The sequence below is a fragment of the Endozoicomonas sp. OPT23 genome, from assembly GCF_009653635.1.
In the GTDB taxonomy this organism is placed as follows: Bacteria; Pseudomonadota; Gammaproteobacteria; order Pseudomonadales; family Endozoicomonadaceae; genus Endozoicomonas_A.
On the sequence record NZ_PPFD01000005.1, the window covers coordinates 382,243 to 400,375 of the forward strand.

An 18,133-nucleotide genomic window follows, 5' to 3' on the forward strand; every position below is an offset into this window, starting at 1 on the left:
AATTGCTGTACGCCTCACAATCAACTTCATCAAAATTTAATGGCTGAAGACTTAAGCTTCTTCCAGCATATCCACAACATTGGTCATGGTGTCTGCATACTCAACCAGCATTCTTTCCATCACGCGGCGGCTTGAGTCCAGATGGTTAAGCTGACCAACCACCTGGCCAACCGGGTTGAACGCTACCTGCTGACAATCACCCTTGGAGGCGTAGTGAGCTGTACGACGGATACCGTCTGCAGTAACCAGCCCCTGCAGAGGCATACCCAGTGGATCCGGATTCTTTGGGTCATCCCAACCTTCTGTCCAATCATTCTTCAGCATGCGGCAAGGTTTGCCTGTCCAGCTTCGTGAACGAACTGTGTCTTCAGAAGTTGCTTTGAGCAGCGTTTCTTTCTGGGCAGGCTCCAGATGACCTTCTTCAACCGTCAACCAGAGAGAGCCACTCCATACGCCCTGAGCACCGAGGCACATAGCAGCAGCCATCTGACGACCATTACCAATACCACCAGCAGCCAGTACAGGTGTATCACCTACGGCATCAACGATTTGTGGCCAGAGAACAATCGAACCGACATCGCCAGTGTGACCACCACCTTCACCGCCCTGAGCTACGATAAAGTCCAGACCAGCTTCTTTATGGGCAACAGCCTGTTTTACACGACCACAGAGCGCACCAATCAAACGACCCGTACTTTGTACCTGCTTGATGATATGTGCTGGCGGGGTACCCAGAGCATTAGCAATCAGTTTACATTTTGAGTGTTCAAGAGCGACATCAATCAGCTGCTGTGCAATAGCTTCGTTCCAACCCAGCAGACCCATTTCGTCGTCTTTATCCGGCCATTCCGGCACACCATGATCAGCAAGAAGTCCGGCAGCAAAATCGTGATGCTCCTGTGGAACCATCTTCTTCAGCATGGCTTCCAGTTTCTCTGGATCATTCTCGCCCATACCTTCGTATTTCTGGGGAATCACCACATCAACACCGTACGGTAGATCACCGATATGAGCATCAATCCATTCCAGATCCTGCTGCAGTTCTTCCGGGCTATGACCTACTGCACCCAGCACACCAAGACCACCTGCTTTACTGACTGCAACAACGACATCACGGCAGTGGGTAAAAGCAAAAATCGGGGTTTCAATGCCCAGCTTCTTACAAATTTCCGTACGCATAAGAGTCCTTCTCTGTTTTTATTATTTTTCGCTTATGGTGACTAAGCACCGAGACACATGAATTCAAGCACCATTTACCTGCCTGTGGCAGGTAAATGGTCATAGATATTCGATATGTGTGCCTGCACACTTATCAGTTAAAAAACTGAACGCACTCGTCTATTTCAGCACGCGGTGTACGACAGTTATTCGCCGGATGCTGTTTATCTTCATAACCAAAGGAAATGCCAAACAGCAGTCGCATGGAACTGTCTATTTGTAACTCCTGCCTGACGGTATCGCAGGCAAAGCCCAGAGCTGTCTGTGGACAGCTGACCAGACCATGAGCAGTCAGAGACAACATCAGGTTCTGGGCATACATGCCCAAATCCGTTGCTTCTCTGAGCCCGAAATTTTCAGGGAGAAAAAGAAAAGCTGCGTGAGGTGCACCGAAGAAATCAAAGTTGCGAAGAAAGGCTTCATGCCGAGCCGCTTTGTCTGCCCGATCAATACCCATGGCGCTGTAGAGTTCTGATGCTGCACTAACCTGCCTGTCCCTGTAGGCACCTTGATATTGACCGGTATAGGGAAAGTCCATCTGGTAAAGATTGTTATCCAACTGCTCGCGGAACAGACCTGACAGTTTTCGACACCTGTCACCAGTGACGACAGCTGTCTGCCATGGCTGGGTGTTACAGTTGGAAGGTGCGCGCTGAGCGAGAGAAAAAACAGTTTTCAGCAGTTCAGGAGATGCCTGCTGTTTGGTAAAAGCCCGAACAGAACGTCGATCATGGGTGATTTGAGCAAAGGCTTCCGCTCTGGAGTTGAACATATAATATCTGGAGACCTTCAGTAACAGCCTCCTGAGCCTCTTCTTATTTTTCACCATGAGATTCTCGCTCATGATTGTTTTATACGGCTTAATCTTGCGTTTTTTACAGGTCAAACAATGTAATCAAATGGCTACACAGGCATCGTTCAAATAGACGATAGAACATTTTTCCTGATCATCAGTAGCCTTTGGAAAACAATAAGAGTGTCTGTTACAAGGACGTTGAGAACGGCCAAAGAACTCAGAAGGTAGGGTTATTTATAGCACCAGTTGAGGGAGAGTGCGTTCGCCGACCAAGCAGTAAATCAAATCACAAGGGAGGAAGACCTTCTCTCCGAGCCCATTACTTATTCAACCTCAATAAAACATCACCAATACACATCTTGATCAGAAGAATCCGTAAATCACCCTCATTAATTCACGCAACTGCTTCAATACCCGACACCTTTATTAATATATAAAATTCACCGCATCCAATAGATAAGCTTTCCTGCTTATCAGATTACTATTTATTGAATTCAGGTGTTTCAATGATCAAGTACGCTGCTGCCGCCCTGTCCTTGGCTGTTTCCATGAACGTCTCTGCTTTCGGTCTGGACAGTGTTAAGAATGCTACCAGTGAAGACGTTGCAGCTAACAATGTAGTTGCTGCTCTGAAAATCATTCAGGATGGTGGTATTCAGTGTGACAAGATTACTAACTTTATGCCTAACCCGATCAACAAGACTTACACAGTGACCTGCGACGGTGATGACAGTTACACACTGATTGATACTGATGCGGGTTTGGTGCTGAAGGTTGATTAATTAATCAGGCTTTAACTACCTTCCTGCGTCTCAGGACGAGCCTGCAGGAGGGTAATACATAGCAGCTCAGGCAAACTAGAGAATAATCCCCCCAGCCTGAGGTATTTCCTGTCTACTCTCAGTTTCAGTTGAGATACTTTTGACTTTCTTCATCGCAGGACAGGACGTTTTTCTGGCAATCTGCATGTTTTCAATGGCTGATTGCTGGCCACGAATCAGCCGGGCATAACTCATCTTTGCTGTTACACTGCTGACTTTCACCGTAGCGACTTGTTGTTCATCCTGACCAAGAAAATTACCAGTATAAGGGTCAAATATTTTTTCTCCCAGCGCATAAATACCGAAACAGCGCCCTTTAACAAGGGTTTTACCACCTTGGTTCAAAACGACTGTTTTATCCTGCTGACCAACGACACGAAGCGGGTAAATATTTTCCAGAAGTTCACCACTGATCTGCTCAGCGGTTTTCTTCGCAGCAAGAGAGATATAATTGCCGGATAAACTCTGGCTGACTGTCCCGCTCCATTTAATTTGTCGTGTTGCTACTTCAATCAACTGATAACGTACCTTACTGGAAGTCTGAGCCTTGTTTTCCGATTCACCGGTCATGGCCACTGTTTCCTGCCAGCGTCTGGTTCCCGCATGTACTATCTTACCAACGATCATATAATCAAGGCCGAGCACCTGACCTATACGAGCCTTTTCATCCAGAGGAGTATCGTCGCCTGCCCAGAGAGCTTTCTCTTTCTGGTATGCCTGACTATGTTCACGATCAAGAACAGCGAAACGGCGGCTTTGTGTCAGGTACTCCTGAAGATTATCTGCCACCTTTCCGGAAAAACTCCTGTTGCTACCACTGAATGGCATAACAGCAATTTTACGAAGGTGGTCAGTCCCCCGTCCTGCGGCCTTAAATACCGTAAACTGAACATTCAGCGCAACTTCGCAACCTTCAGCATCACAGCTTTTGGACAGCAGGTCATAACTGCGGATATTGCCTCTGGCTTTACGGCTGGACTCGGTTCCTGCCTGATCAGAGAAGGTAACTCCATTCTCCGTCTGCTCGGCAACCAGTTTCTGCACTGTTGAAGCTTCAATGGTCATACCATATTGCTGCTCAACAGCCCTGACTAAACCATCAGTGATCGCCTCTTTCACAGACTGACCATAGCCTGCTACCTGACGTTCTTCTTCAGCAGCAATAGCCAGACCACTAAAGAAGAACAGTACCAGAATAAAAAACTGCTTCATGATTATTCCTTAAAAGTCCGGAACCATAGACGGTTTGGATTCAGACGTATAAGTCCCTGCAGGCTTTACAGCTCTGGTTCCTTCACTCTGGTGAGACTGGACAGGAGTAACGACCTTCTTCTCCAGCTTTTTGCTGAAGGCTTGCTCATGGGTTCTCGCCGCGTTCTCTGTTACCGGAGACCACTGGTAAGCGGTGTAATAAACCTTTTTCTTCAGGGCAGGATGAACATAGCTGCTTCTTCTGACCAGCTTCATACCCTTGATTTTTACACGACTGTCACTGACTTTTTCAGTCTTCAGGAACTTCGAGTAACTCAATTCTCCTGACTGGGACTCATCGACTTCAGTCAGTTCACAGCCCACATATTGAGCAATAGCGGCCTTGGCAAAAGCTGCTTTTTCGCTCTGTTCTACTTTTGCTTTAACCTGTGTATTGAACATCTGGGTAATTGCATTTCGCGCAGCCTGATCAGCGGATTCCTTTGCCACTTTTGTCTGCACAGCGTTTTCAGCAGGATCATTGGAAACAGCAAGCTTGCCTGCCTGACCTATACCAATAACCGTAGGGAAACCATTCTGGTTATAAATCAGACGGGCACCAAAGCTTTCTGCAAGGTCGTTTCGGACATAGCGGTTAATCGAACCGGAGACCTTCAGCAATGCACCAATAGAGTCATAAGCAGCCGGATCAAAATTACCTTTTGCAGACTTCATGGTATTGAGAAGCTGGATGATTTTAGGCGCAGAGGCAAGAACAACACCAATAGCTGCCTGACCGTTATGATCAATGGCCTCAAAGTTTTTCAGGACAATATATCCGGAAGAATTTCCCTGCGCAGACATTGAGCTACTTTGTTCAATGGCGTCATAGAGCGTATTCAACCTCTGCTCTGTTTCCATCTTTGCCAGTTTTTTCGGAATCTCCTCATCCGGGACACCCTGCTCTTTCATTTGATTGGAAAGCCACTGATCAGCAAGGATCAATGCTTTTTCAGCCAGCATCTGTACTTTATCCTGAGGGTCTGATGCCTCACAGATCTGCTGATCAAATTTCACAGGGTTAACATCAAGATTCGCCACAACATTCACGGCATTGTCCATGAATTGGGAAACTGCCTGATCCGTCTGGGCATTCAAGAGTGCGCTCTGAAAGGCTAAAGCACGAGTTGATGCAAATTCGGCAGTCCCGGGTCTTCCCTTAACAGAATCAACGCCTTCGAACAGCTGCACACAGGGTTCATCAGGTCCACATAACTCTCCCAATTCAATCCAGCGATCGCCTTCATCAGAGTCCTTCCAGTTATTGATCTGCTCCTGCACCGTATCAATGGCACTCATTACAACAGTCGGCGCAACGGTTTCGACAGATTCAGAACTGGCACTGGAAGCTTGATTAGCGAAAAGAGTCGGAGACATCATTGCTGTGGCCAGAGCCAGCGCAGTGAATTTTTTCATTTTCTACATCCATTAGAAAAGATGCCCTGAAAAGGGCATCTGAACAAAAAGTGATTACCAGGAAACAGATTTGTTAGAGCCACGTTTAATGATCGGATACTCGCCTTCGTAGTAAGCCAGACCATTATCAAGATTGGTGAGAGTCAGCTGGAAGTAGTAATCCATCTGTTGAGTACTGCTATCGACCTTATGGTTACGCTGAATGATTTTGCCACTGAGGCTGAAATCAGGAGCGACAACAGTGCCATTCTTTTTAACCGTTTTCTGGTTAGCCAGTTTCGATTTCTTCAGCTTGCGAACCTGTGCTGTCATTTCATCTTCAGCACCGTTCAGACCAATAGCGGTAGTCGTGATAAAACGACCACTTCTAAGCAGATCAACACGGATTTTTTTGGACAGTTGCGCAGTATCAATACGCTGGGTGGTGTCATTCACAATTTTGGAAACGGCAATGATATAACGAGCACCACTGCCCACTTGCGGATGAACCATCAGCGGGGAAGTCTGGATATCTACAACCGCTTGGTCAGCAGCCTTGGAAAAATCCTTGTAGTCCAGCCCCATGACAACCACGTCATCAGCATTCGGGTCTACATACGTTGTCTTGGTAGCACAGCCGGTTGCCAGAACAGCAGCCAGAGTAACAGCAGCGAAACGAACCAGTTTTTTCATATTTTACTTCTCGTACAGTTTTACTTACATCAAAGGCTGATGACTTCTACAGACGGCAGCTGACCAGCAGATACCGCTTTCACATAAACGATGTTGAACTGACTGTTCTTATCGATATTCACATCCAGAGACTGCTCCATTCCAGGCATTGCCAGAGAGACAACACCAGACGCAGGACGCTTGAAGCGAGTCAGCTGAAACTCTTTCGGAAGGGATGTCCAGCTTCGGGTATCAGCTGAAGTCGTTGCCATCTGGGCTACAGCGAACAACAACCCTGCGGTACTGTCTTTTTTGGCAATATTTCTCTGGGTAATGGTCTTTGCTGTGGCGCGAACAATTTCCTTGAACAGGATGTAATTAAACTGTTCCTTGAATTCTGCTTTAACAATTCGATCCATATCGCTGAGTTGCGTCGTCTTGTTTCCATTCGCCTTGATATAGTCATAGGCTTTTTTACGCTCAACCAATCGAGGCAGTGCAATACCGGTATAAACAATTTTTTGGCTGCTCAATACAATGGGCAGGTCGATACGAAATTCTTTCTTCTTAGGCGCCAGACCATTCTCGTAGATCACCCATACCCTGGGCCTCACTTTGTTGAAACTGAAGCCATTCATCAATTGACGAGCAATGGACATATCCTTTTTGACCGTCGCATTACCTGTCATGCTGTAAACACGTTTCAGGCTGTCGTAAGCACGCTGGAAATCGGTTCTGGACTGAGCATTAAGCATGAAGTGCAAGCCATACATATAGGTCGAGAACGGATTAACAAACCCTTTATAAGGTTGCCATTGCCCCATATCGACTCCACTTTGAGCCAGTAGTTTGCTGGACGCTTTCAAACTCCTATTAAGGTTGGCTTGCTCCTTCTGTTTCTCCTGCTGAGCTTGAATTTCTTCCTGACGTTCAGCAATTTCATCCGCAAATGCCTCAACGGCACGGCGTTGACGGTCATAGACCCGATTCCATTCAATACGAGCATTATCAACATCACTCTGGGCAGAGAAGTTCATGGCTTTGTAGGTATTCGCCATAACTCCTTCATAATGAGATTGTTGATAGGGAAGAATCGCATCGTTAATCAAAAGGCTTGTACCTTCCATTGCAACATTGCTGGCAGCACTGCGGGTATCTTCGTTTTGCATCATATTTTCAGAAGCATCAAAAAATTCGGTACTGCGCTGGTAGTCTTTCTGCATTCTCATCAGACTGCCTGCCTGAAGGGTCCAGAGCAGGTCGGTTGGCCGACCCGTTTTTTCATCAACATCAGAGCGATTGACCGCTGACTGAGTTGCTTCCTGAAACTTGCCTTCTTTAAGCTGGGTTTCAAAGCCACCAAACTGGCTTGCCTGGTAAACGGATGCACAACCGGTGAGCAAGGATGCAGCAACCATTGCTACTGCTGGTTTGATAAGGTGTCGGATAGTCATTCTCTACTGTCTGAATGCCTGTTGAATGCGCTGATAACGCTTCATTTTTTCCACGACAGGCTTCAATAGACATGCATAAGAAAATCCATTTCATGACCTGCTCCCTGAATTCTTGGAGCATGAATTCAGTCGCGAATATTAACAGACACCTGTCCATACTTTTAGTATGAATAACCGTAGAGGGAATTCAATTTTCTACTACTGACATCTGCTTAAAATATAAGTAATTCATATCCGAACTAATTTTATAACGAATTATCAACTAGTTAATAAGGGGTAGGAACTAAGTAAAAAAAGTTGTTTAGATTAGGGTTGATCGGATAGATTAAGTCATCTGAGTTAGGCTGCCAGCGACTGATTATAAAAACGAAGTACAGTCGTCAGACAACAGCTAAACCTATGGATGCGAGCACAAACGTCGGAAAAAAAGAATAAGGCAGGCGGTATGGCTACTACATCGACTCTCGATTCCTCCTATCTGGAAGAACCCATTAACAGCGACCTTTCCCATGTTCCTGGTGATCTGGGTCTGCCCGTTGTTGGCAAAACCTTTCCTCTACTGGACGACTACTATGGTCTGGTTGATGAAATGTACAAGAAATACGGCCCTGTCTTCAAGATGGGTCAGATTGGCATGGATACCGTGACCTGTGTCGGTGCCGAAGCCAATAAACAGATACTGCTGGACAGTAAAAAAGTATTCTCCAACCTGAAAGGTTACGAGCCAAGTCTGGGTGAGTTCTACGAAGGTGGCCTGCTGCTGCAGGATTTTGCTGACCATAAAGCTCAGCGCCGTATGTTCCAGACCGCTTTCAAGTTCGACACCATGCAGAGTTACACCGAACTGTTAAACAACATTGTTCGCGAAAACCTGGCTAAGTGGGACAAGATTGAAGATTTCCGTTTCTTCCCTAATGTAAAAGAGATGCTGCTGGACATTGGTGCCCAGCTGTTTCTTGGTATTGCTGACTTTAAAGGTGATGAAGCGAAAAAGATTTCCAATATCTTTATCGAAATCACCGAAGGTATGGTCGGTCTGGTTCGTGTTGATTCCCCTGCTCTGCCGTTTACCAAATGGCGTAAGGGTAAAGTCGCCATGCGTAACATGCAGTCTTACCTGATTGGTAAAATTGAAGAGCGTCGCGAAGGCGATGGTACTGATATGTTCAGCATCATCTGTCGTGAAAAGGATGAAGACGGCAACTACTTCAGCGATGAGATGATTGCCAAGCACATCAACTTCCTGCTGTTTGGTGCTCACGATACAACAACCTCCAACCTCTGCTACACCATGCAAATGCTGGCTGAAAACCGTGAGTTCCTGGAACGTGCCAGAAAGCAGTCTCAGGAACTGGGCAAACCTCAGCTGGACTTTGAAGACCTGAAAGGCATGACCGAGCTGGATAACATTCAGAATGAAACGCTGCGAATGTATCCGCCGGTAATGATGTACTCTCGTCGTACAGTGACTGACGTAGAAATCTGCGGTGTTAAGGTTCCTGCCAACACCATCATCAACCTGCCGCCTCAGTACGTACACTTTATGCCTGAGTTCTGGGATAACCCTGAGAAGTTCGATCCGGATCGTTTCTCACCAGAGCGTGCCGAGCATAAACGTCATTCACACAGCTTTGTGCCTTTTGGCGGCGGTGCTCATAAATGCCTGGGAATGAACTTTGCGCAAATGCTGGTGAAATCCATCATGCACCAGATTCTATTGAAGTATGACTGGAATGTGCCTGCTGGCTATGATCCTAAGCAACAGACTTTCCCAATGCCTAAACAGGAAGATGATCTTCCTCTGTCCCTGAAAGCTATCGCTTAATATTAAAAAGGCTGCATGGAATCAATGCCATGCAGCTTTCTTTCAGCTCTGTTAGTATCAGGCTGGTCTTGCCTCAGCATCAACCAACTGACTTACCTTTCTGTCTTCTATACGAATTACGGGCTGATCAGTCAGAGCCTGTACTCTTTTCATCCAGTCAGTTATCTTCGGGTAAGCTGAAAGCATTTCCGCTACTTCTTCAGCATCTTTCAGACAATCAAACATCGCACACACGGCCATATCCGCCAGAGAAAACTGATTAGCTACCAGCCATTGATTGTTTTGTAACAGTTTATCCACAGCGTCCAAATGTCTGCGAACATCAATGATCAACTGCTCAATATGCTTTCGACCAATACCCTGAGACTCAGTGATTTTGAGAATGCCTGATGGCAACACTTTCGAGAGAAACCAGTGCATAAAGCCAGTACTGTTCACCAACATACGGGGAATGTTTTTCTTGCCGTTGTGAGGCAAACCAAAACGCATATGCATTTCATAGAAGTAGAGGCTTTCATCAGCCCAATCTTCAAGAATATGGACTAATGCCTGCTGCTCTGGCTTAGCTGGAAGAACAGAGTGTTCAGGAAATTCCCGTTCGAGAAAATAAACGATATCTGTCGAGTCCTGAATGAACTGACCATTAAATTCTATGCAGGGCAGTTTTCCGGTAGGACTGATTTTTTTAACTCGCCTGTCACCCAGCGGGTATTCGATCATTCGATAGTTGTTGATGCCCTTGTAATGCAACGTTCTGACAATTTTTTCATTAAAAGGCGACAGTGCATACAGGTGAATAGTAATCATCGTAAACCCCTTTCTTCTTTTTATTACCACATAGCTTTTTTACCAGACTGCCTTACTGGCAATTGTGTCTGCACCGATCCCGGAAGAACAGCCTGTACTCAGGATGATTTTAGAGGACATGAAATAGCCTACATTTTTTTATTGTTGTTTTACTGCATGACTAAAAATAGGGATTAACTCTTTCTGCACGGCAGTTGACATGTAACCCATACGCTTTAAATTAAATGCTCGCTGTACAAAAAACAATAAAAACTAAACAGTCGGTACTCATTATGTCTCTGTACGACATCCTGGAAGAGCAGGAACAGTCCCACCGTATTCTGAAACTAAGAAGCCCGGTCAATCTTGAGCCTATTGGCACCCTCACCTGCGCTAACCAGCATGATGTCAGTCATGCGGTAAAAAAAGCCAGAAAAGCACAGAAAGACTGGGCAAAACTGAGTTTCAGCCAGCGCGCAGTCTATATCCAGAAAGCCCTGCAGATACTGCTTGATCGTCAGGAAGAGATTGTTGATACCGTTGTCAAAGAAACCGGTAAAGCCAGAACTGATGCTTACAATCTTGAGATTTTTGCGGCTGGGGACTCTCTGCACTACTACTCCCGCAAAACTGCAAAGATTCTAAAGCCGGTCAAAAAGCGTATTCACGGTATGCTGGGGTTGATCAAACAACTGCGTATTGTCTACAAGCCTCTTGGCGTCTGCGGCATTATCGTGCCCTGGAACGGCCCCTTTATCCTCGCTATCAACCCTGCTATTCAGGCTATGATGGCAGGTAACAGCGTCGTCATCAAAAGCTCCGAAGTCACTCCTTTCTCCACTGGTCTTGTAGAAGATATTTTCAGGGAAGCCGGTGTGCCGGAGGGCGTCTGTCAGGTCGTACAAGGCGATGGTCAAACAGGTGCATACCTCTGTGAAGCCGGTGTCGACAAGATCTCTTTTACCGGCAGTATTGCTACTGGTCGTAGGGTTGCAGAATCTTGTGCCCGTCAGCTTATTCCCTGCACTCTGGAGCTGGGCGGCAATGATGCCATGATTGTCTGTGAAGACGCGGATCTGGACAGAGCCGCATCAGGTGCAGTGATCGGCGCCTGCATGAATACGGGTCACTTCTGCTGTGGCACAGAGCGTATTTATGTGCATAAAGATGTCTATGAGACATTTCTGGACAAGGTAAAAATCAGAGTTAAGCAGTTAAAACAGGGACCGGAGCACGGAGCTGATGAAGATGTCGGTGCAGTGTTCTGGGATAGACAAATGACCATTATTGAAGACCATGTCAACGACGCTGTTATCAATGGCGCTCATGTCGTCTGTGGTGCCCGAAGAAACCCTGAACTCGAAGGTCTCTATTACGAACCCACCGTATTGACTGATGTTCGCCATGATATGAAGATCATGAAAGAGGAAACCTTTGGCCCGATTCTCTGCCTGCAGAAAGTAGACAGCGTGGAAGAAGCCATCACCCTGGCCAACGATTCACCTTATGGATTGAACGGCAATGTCTGGACTAAAGACAAAAAGAAAGGTTTTGAAATTGCTCAGCGTATTGAAACAGGCTCAATGTGTATAAACGATATGGCTGTGACTTATGGTGCCCCTGAAGCCCCCTTTGGTGGAGTGAAGAGCAGTGGCATTGGTCAGGTAAACGGCGAGGTCGGTTTAAAAGGTTACTGCCACGCTATGCCCATTATTACGGACCGCTTTGGTGGCAAGGAGATGCAGTCTGGCTATCCGTATACCGCCGAGAAAGTAGATGGACTTAAGAAAGTCATGAACTTTCTCTGGCGTAACCCGATTGGCAGGCTCTTTTCCTGATCCTTCTTTCTATAGCCCTCTGCGTTCAGTAGAGGGCTGCCTCATTCAATTTACCTGCATTCCGAGCACTAAAACGAAAACAAAGGTATAGGAGAAAGAAAGTGCCAGTCCAATGTTTCGCAATAGCGCCAGCTTTGTAAGTGCTACAACGTTATCAGCAGCAGTTCGCCTGCGCTGAACAATAGTCGTACCTATCAAACCACCGCCCACCATAAAGGTCACCAGTGAAATAGGGCCTAGAAAAATACACAGGAAGATATTGGCAACAAATACGATCGCGGGGATAACTACATTTGAATTCACTGGGTCGTATCTCTGTTCTTATGATTATACGACGATAGTATCTGAATAAATGAGCGATTTCATGCAGCCTGTAACAATCATCTATTCAACTTTTAGCTAATTGCAATATTAAAGAGGTTAATAAATTTTTTTTTTATATTAAGCACTACTTAATGATTGCTGCTATACCTTTATTTCATCCTTAAACACCTCTCAAATAATGCGCTTTTTGCTCTTAGCCAGAATGCCGATCTTTTTATTACTCAGCCTGGTCGCCACAGTTTTTTTGTCAGCACAAAGAGCTTTGGCTCTTGAAGACAGCTCTGAGCTAAGTACTTTACGTTCATGTCCGTCATACGTTGAAGACAGCGCGATATCAGCAGCAAGCCATTGTCGGGAAAAAATAATTCCAGTGACTACGGAGCAACTCAAGGATAATGGTGGTGGATTATCTTTCGTGGAGCGAGAACTCAGAGATCCAGGAGGCACCGAACACCTTCTTCAGTCGGTTGTTTATTCCGCCCCTCACCGCTCTGATCTTGATAGCGCAGGCCTTGATAGCTCTAGCTTTGATAGTCCAATTCAGGCTACGGAATCAGCACTGATTACCGAACTGATTATGCAGTTGGTTAATGTGCCACGGTTTCAACAAAGCCAAAATGATTTTGACTTTCTTTGGCGATTCCTTGCCTCGATTCCCGCCGGGCAGCAGGCTGAGCTATTCCTTCGTGTTCCGGCTTTTAATTATCAGCCAGCCCTGCTCTTTCAAGGTAACTGGATGCTTCTAACGGCGCTCTCATCAACGGGAAAGTTATGGTTTCCCGGCACAGGGGTTCATGATGAACTGTTCACTCAGCAGAAGGTTATACTCCCTCTTGATACTCAGGTTATTGAGTACCTTTCATATGCACTAGCCGCTTTACAGAGCAAGAACTACTTAGCTTCTTGTGGACAGCCCTGCACTTATGACCTTCAATACGCGTTTACTCAGTCCGACATTTCCAGCAGAGCATTACCTACAGTCAATGCCTCACATTTTATTCCATTGGGTACAGGCAACCAGATGCCTGCTATGACCATCCCTAACAACGGATCACAATTGGAACTAATCTCACTGAATCGTCAGCTGGAGCAGCTGGATATTCCTTCTATCTATTACCTTCCCTGTCCTGAATGTCAAAACTGGTTCAACCAGGCTCTTTATAGAAACAGTGCACAACCATTAAACTTCGTGCGCCTGATGGGGTTGTTCAGCCAGCTGCCAGGTGCCGCTGAATTTCATCAAGACAATGTCCAACAGATGCAGGTTGCCGGTCACCCACCTGGTGATGGGCCTGACACCCCTCCTCTTGGTTCTCATACCTCAACCTCTGAGCCTGTATTTATTCAGTTCGGGGGGCATAAAGGAAGAAATACAGCCTCTAAGCCAGCTCAAAGTTCTCAGGCATCAGGAAAGAGGTTTCAGTGGCCAGCTCCTTTCAAAAGCCATAAAAAGGCGAAAGATGAAGCAAGCTCTGGAGCAGGAGGGCAAGGGAAAAACCCCGATGATGACGACCCACTGGATTCTCATGAACAAAGAACTGAAAGAAGACAGATTCGCGAGAAGATGAACCGCGAAGCCAATAAAATACTCAAGGGCCTTAACCAGCTTAAAAACGACCTGAAGAAAGAAAAGGACCGTTTTGTCGCAATGATAAAGCGAGATAAGACTCCACATAAGAATGCAAAAACACTACCCACAGGTGCCGAATACAACCGTAAACGATTAGCTAGCTGGGAGGTTGTGTCCAGGTCTGATGCCGAAGACTTATCAGAAGTCAGACCGGTATTAGACCTGGAAGATCACGAAATATACAGTGACGAGCTTGAAAAGAGTGACCATCCTGAAACTTTTTACTACGACAAAAAAAGCGACAAGATAATTGCACCAGGCGCTAGAAGAGTTTCTATTCCAATTATTCTTCCTGTAAGAGCAGAACATCAAGCCCCTGTAGAGGTTAATGATGTTGCCTATCATCATGACCTTGGCAAAATGATGATGACTGGAGAACGAAGGGCATCTGAACTCGCGCATGAGCATGTAGCTTCATTAAGAGACAGCGTTGCTCAACAAAAGTCTCTCTGGCAAAAGTCTATTACCAAAATGACACGAAGAGAACTCAGCGCTGCCAGAGAAAGAGTGAATCTAATGCTATCTGAACAGCTCACACTTCGGGATGACGAGCTGCACCGACTTGATCAGGGCAGAGTGCGCCTTTTCCACGAGCTTCAGCAGCGACAGGAAGAACTCAACAAACTTCATAAAAGCTGGTTTGGTGATAACCTGACCAGAAAAACCGAATTACAGAATGCCATGGCAAACGTGCAAACGGAAGCAAGGGGAATTGATGAGCAATACATCCATTATTATGGCTACGAACAACGTTATCGACACTGGTCTGTAATGATGCTGAAAGAGAATTTCTATTCAGAAGCATCTGAACGCGGTCAGGAACTGGATCAGGCAAATAGAGCTTTTGTTCAAACGTCCAGAATCGCTCTTATCGGAACACACTGGCATAGAAAGGCTGCAGGCATTAAGACTCAACCTCTAGTCCATTTACCACCCCCTGCTGCTGAAGAAACCGATGCTCCAGTAAACACTTTCTTTTCCGGTAAGCGACCCCTTTGGTATGGTACTGGCACTGTCGGCCTGGTTGCTACTGGTTCGGCCGTATCATACTACTGGCAGGAACTTGTGCAGTTTTTTCAGGGAACAGAGACTACAACCGAGCCCGAGCAAGAGAGCCCAGACTCAGAGAGTGATTCAGAAAAGGCTGGTACCCTGCATTAGCAGGACTCGAGTTTATCCTGAGTTCTGGTGTCGAAATCAGTCGTATCATGCCGTTCATGCAGCTGTTCGTTGAGTTCACCCCAGGTGCGATTCACCATTTTTCCTCGCTGAACAGCAGGGCGGGCCTCTACTTCTTTTGCCCAACGAACAACGTGGCTGTATGAAGCTACATCAAGAAACTCTGCCGCTTCATATAGGCTGCCAAGTGCCAGAATGCCATACCATGGCCAGATAGCCATATCCGCAATCGTGTAATCATCACCACAGATAAACCGGTTTTCAGCCAACTGCTTATCGAGCACATCAAGCTGTCGTTTGATTTCCATAGTAAAGCGGTTGATCGGGTATTCGTATTTTTCAGGTGCATAGGCATAGAAGTGCCCGAAGCCACCGCCTAAATAAGGCGCACTGCCCATCTGCCAGAACAACCAGGAAAGACACTTGGCCTTTTCGGAAGAATCAGCAGGAATAAAGGCATTAAACTTCTCTGCCAGATACAAAAGAATGGCGCCGGATTCAAAAATTGGGGTTGGCGTTTCTGCCGTATGATCGACCAGAGCAGGAATCTTTGAGTTTGGATTAATGTCGACAAAACCACTGCCAAACTGATCCGCTTCAAGAATACGAATAAGATGAGCATCGTATTCTGCACTATTGTGGCCTGCAGCCAGCAGCTCTTCCAGCATTACGGTGACTTTTACGCCATTGGGTGTTGCCAGTGAATAAAGCTGCAGGGGGTGTTTACCAACTGGCAGTTCTTTATCGTGAGTGGCACCGGCAATCGGACGGTTAATACTGGCGAACTCGCCACCACTCTCGGAATCCCAGATCCAGACTTTAGGAGGGGTATAAGTATCCTGCGACACAGCAGAGCTTCCTGATTTTGATAATCGTAGAATACTGTATACAGTGACACGAGGCTGTTGTCACCTGCCTGAATATCAGTGGTATGTTGTTTATATCACGGTATGAACGGGAGAGATATTCTGCCCGATTCTTTTCGCTCCCCTAAGAATGAACTCATCAACTTTCATAGCAGTCTTATTGACTTCATAGTCATCTGAAGCAGCCTCATTTTCGGTATCAAGCAGTTTTGTAATAATCTCATAGGCTTTATTAACGTCATGGCAGGATTGAATTTGCCCTTGCTCCACCTTACGACGGAACGCATTCATACGAAGTTTGATATCTCTTCGATAGTCGCAGATCCTATTAACTTTAAAGGGCTTTCTAGCGATATGTTCAAGCCTGGCGACACTTATTTCATCATCACACAAAAATGCAATTCGAATTTGAAGCTGTCGAGCCAAACTGGAGTCTCGCCTGTCATTGGATCTTTCCATCTCGTTTAGTTCATCAATCGAAAGACCATCAACCCCAGCCATAACGGTAACAAACTGATGTGCCAGAAAGCCTCTCAGTGGCACCAGAACCACCCTGTCTTTCGGATATAACCTTAGAGCCGCTTGCAGATAGATCAGAAAGTGAAAGTCCATACCTTTCAGTTTACTTCGTAGCCTCCGGTAAAAAAGTTCAACCACCAGTTGCTGCTGACACACTTCCTTTTCATCGAGCTCAATACCAGTAATCGTCTCTTTAATGCTGTCACTAATGAAGGTTATACATTCAGGTCTATTTCCAAGGAGAGCCAGATGGTTGCGCAACTGCTCTGGGAACTTCAAATAATCAACAACCTCAGGCACTGAAACTTCAATGTCATTTTTTATAGCAGCAAGCGTTTTAAGTGGGGCTTCGGCCTTATGTTCAGTTGAAGCAATAAGTCTATTCAACAAGTTACCGGCAGTACTATGACCCAGCAAATCCGAGCATACCTGCCGACCCGCTGTCGCTATTCCTTTAACTGAAAATCGCCCTATCTGAGCTATAAGCTTAACCCTTTGGCCTGATTCCAGAGTCTGCTGACCACGAGAGCTATCCACAGGCTGTGGAGAACCCGTTTCAGCACTGTATAAAGGCAATGCTTTAGAGTTATCTGTTGCTTCCATAACCTTCCTTAAGTGTGCAGACACACGCAATCGAATATTAAATTGTCATTTCCCCGCCCCAGGCGGGGAAATGACATACGAATTCAAATGTCCGAGTACTTACCTGAAATCAGATGACATCATTATTGGATTGATCGTTAAGATGAAGGTTCACAGATCAGTTAGAAGAAGTAACCATCTCGTTACTTGTTCATATAAATGCTTTTGAATATTTTTCCTTAAAGACTGAAACGTTAAGAAAAGTTAAAAACTGTGATTCAGGTTTAAGAATAGGTATAAAAAGTCGTATCTCTCCCTTAACCTTTTTGCAGATGAAATCGACTGGCTGGGGAAGGCTGGTTGTCTGACTAACAGGTTGTAAATTCACTGTCCTTAATTTTTGAGCTGTATGATCATAAGAACAGAAAGAACCCGTCTGGAGATTCTTGGTCCGGAAGATGCTTACCTGATGCTGAAGTATTATTCAGACAACAAGAATCATCTGTCCAGTTGGGAGTCGGACCGGGGCAAAGAGTTTTACACGCTCAGACGCTGGAAATGGTACCTGTCTGCCAGTCAGGAAATGCTGGCCAGAGGAACAGGTGTTCGTTTTGCCGTCATGGATCATGACCGTAATGAAGTGATTGGTGTTTGCAACTTTACCGGTATTGTTCGAAACGGTTTTCAGGCCTGCTACCTGGGTTTTTCAGTTGCCGAAAAGTATCAGGGGTTGGGCTATATGCCAGAAATTCTGGACGTCGCTCTGGATTATATGTTCAGAGAAATGAACCTCCACCGAATCATGGCCAACTATATTCCCGACAATACAAGAGCGGCCAGTGTTCTGAAGAAAACGGGATTTAAAAAAGAAGGCTTTGCCGAATCCTATTTGAAAGTGAATGGCAAATGGTACGACCATGTACTAACTTCAAAGATCAATCCATACGACCTGATAAACGATAATCAGGCTTAACGTT

15 protein-coding genes are annotated in these 18,133 nt (G+C 45.9%); 5 read left to right on the top strand and 10 right to left on the bottom strand.

Annotated features, from left to right (window positions below):
* Positions 1–51: 51 nt before the first annotated feature.
* Both EOPP23_RS13345 and EOPP23_RS13350 read right to left on the bottom strand, forming a co-directional pair.
* Entirely contained in the window at positions 52–1,179 is a 1,128-nt protein-coding gene (locus EOPP23_RS13345) for a nitronate monooxygenase (protein WP_153766486.1), read from the bottom strand.
* 133 nt (positions 1,180–1,312) lie between these two features.
* A complete protein-coding gene (locus EOPP23_RS13350) occupies positions 1,313–1,990 on the bottom strand; it encodes a nitroreductase (protein WP_153766487.1) in 678 nt (225 codons plus the stop codon).
* Between the two features lie 530 nt (positions 1,991–2,520).
* Here EOPP23_RS13350 and EOPP23_RS13355 point away from each other — a divergent pair.
* The gene (locus EOPP23_RS13355) at positions 2,521–2,796 is read left to right on the top strand and encodes a hypothetical protein (RefSeq protein WP_153766488.1); all 276 of its coding nucleotides are present in this window, start codon (positions 2,521–2,523) and stop codon (positions 2,794–2,796) included.
* Positions 2,797–2,871: 75 nt separating this feature from the next.
* Here the strand turns inward: EOPP23_RS13355 and EOPP23_RS13360 are convergent, their stop codons facing one another.
* The 4 genes from EOPP23_RS13360 to EOPP23_RS13375 are packed head-to-tail and all read right to left on the bottom strand — an operon-like array spanning position 2,872 to position 7,607.
* Positions 2,872–4,047: a CsgG/HfaB family protein gene (locus EOPP23_RS13360; protein WP_153766489.1), complete on the bottom strand. Its 1,176-nt coding sequence runs from the start codon at positions 4,045–4,047 to the stop codon at positions 2,872–2,874.
* Positions 4,048–4,056: 9 nt separating this feature from the next.
* On the bottom strand, positions 4,057–5,502 hold the full coding sequence (locus EOPP23_RS13365) for a DUF6844 domain-containing protein (protein WP_153766490.1): 1,446 nt from the start codon (positions 5,500–5,502) through the stop codon (positions 4,057–4,059).
* A 54-nt stretch (positions 5,503–5,556) separates the two neighbouring features.
* Entirely contained in the window at positions 5,557–6,174 is a 618-nt protein-coding gene (gene lpoB, locus EOPP23_RS13370; RefSeq protein ID WP_153766491.1) for a penicillin-binding protein activator LpoB, read from the bottom strand.
* 29 nt (positions 6,175–6,203) lie between these two features.
* Positions 6,204–7,607: a COG3014 family protein gene (locus tag EOPP23_RS13375; RefSeq protein WP_153766492.1), complete on the bottom strand. Its 1,404-nt coding sequence runs from the start codon at positions 7,605–7,607 to the stop codon at positions 6,204–6,206.
* A gap of 445 nt (positions 7,608–8,052) precedes the next feature.
* On the opposite strand from EOPP23_RS13375, the gene EOPP23_RS13380 reads away from it, so the two are divergent.
* Positions 8,053–9,432, top strand: coding sequence for a cytochrome P450 (locus EOPP23_RS13380; protein WP_194842600.1), 1,380 nt, complete (start codon positions 8,053–8,055; stop codon positions 9,430–9,432).
* Between the two features lie 57 nt (positions 9,433–9,489).
* Here the strand turns inward: EOPP23_RS13380 and EOPP23_RS13385 are convergent, their stop codons facing one another.
* On the bottom strand, positions 9,490–10,239 hold the full coding sequence (locus tag EOPP23_RS13385) for a glutathione S-transferase family protein (protein WP_153766494.1): 750 nt from the start codon (positions 10,237–10,239) through the stop codon (positions 9,490–9,492).
* Positions 10,240–10,511: 272 nt separating this feature from the next.
* Here EOPP23_RS13385 and EOPP23_RS13390 point away from each other — a divergent pair, with 272 nt between their 5' ends.
* On the top strand, positions 10,512–12,056 hold the full coding sequence (locus EOPP23_RS13390) for an aldehyde dehydrogenase family protein (RefSeq protein ID WP_153766495.1): 1,545 nt from the start codon (positions 10,512–10,514) through the stop codon (positions 12,054–12,056).
* A 45-nt stretch (positions 12,057–12,101) separates the two neighbouring features.
* Here the strand turns inward: EOPP23_RS13390 and EOPP23_RS13395 are convergent, their stop codons facing one another.
* Complete coding sequence (locus EOPP23_RS13395) at positions 12,102–12,359, bottom strand: hypothetical protein (RefSeq protein WP_153766496.1); 258 nt, start codon at positions 12,357–12,359, stop codon at positions 12,102–12,104.
* A gap of 391 nt (positions 12,360–12,750) precedes the next feature.
* Between EOPP23_RS13395 and EOPP23_RS13400 the strand changes: the two genes are divergently transcribed.
* Positions 12,751–15,171, top strand: a complete 2,421-nt coding sequence (locus tag EOPP23_RS13400; RefSeq protein WP_153766497.1) for a hypothetical protein — start codon at positions 12,751–12,753, stop codon at positions 15,169–15,171.
* Here the strand turns inward: EOPP23_RS13400 and yghU are convergent.
* A complete protein-coding gene (gene yghU, locus EOPP23_RS13405; RefSeq protein ID WP_370514766.1) occupies positions 15,168–16,037 on the bottom strand; it encodes a glutathione-dependent disulfide-bond oxidoreductase in 870 nt (289 codons plus the stop codon). The two genes, EOPP23_RS13400 and yghU, sit on opposite strands and share 4 nt — an antisense overlap.
* 90 nt (positions 16,038–16,127) lie before the next feature.
* A complete protein-coding gene (locus EOPP23_RS13410; RefSeq protein WP_153766498.1) occupies positions 16,128–17,177 on the bottom strand; it encodes a hypothetical protein in 1,050 nt (349 codons plus the stop codon).
* 388 nt (positions 17,178–17,565) lie between these two features.
* Here EOPP23_RS13410 and EOPP23_RS13415 point away from each other — a divergent pair, with 388 nt between their 5' ends.
* A complete protein-coding gene (locus EOPP23_RS13415; RefSeq protein ID WP_153766499.1) occupies positions 17,566–18,129 on the top strand; it encodes a GNAT family N-acetyltransferase in 564 nt (187 codons plus the stop codon).
* Positions 18,130–18,133: the final 4 nt, after the last annotated feature.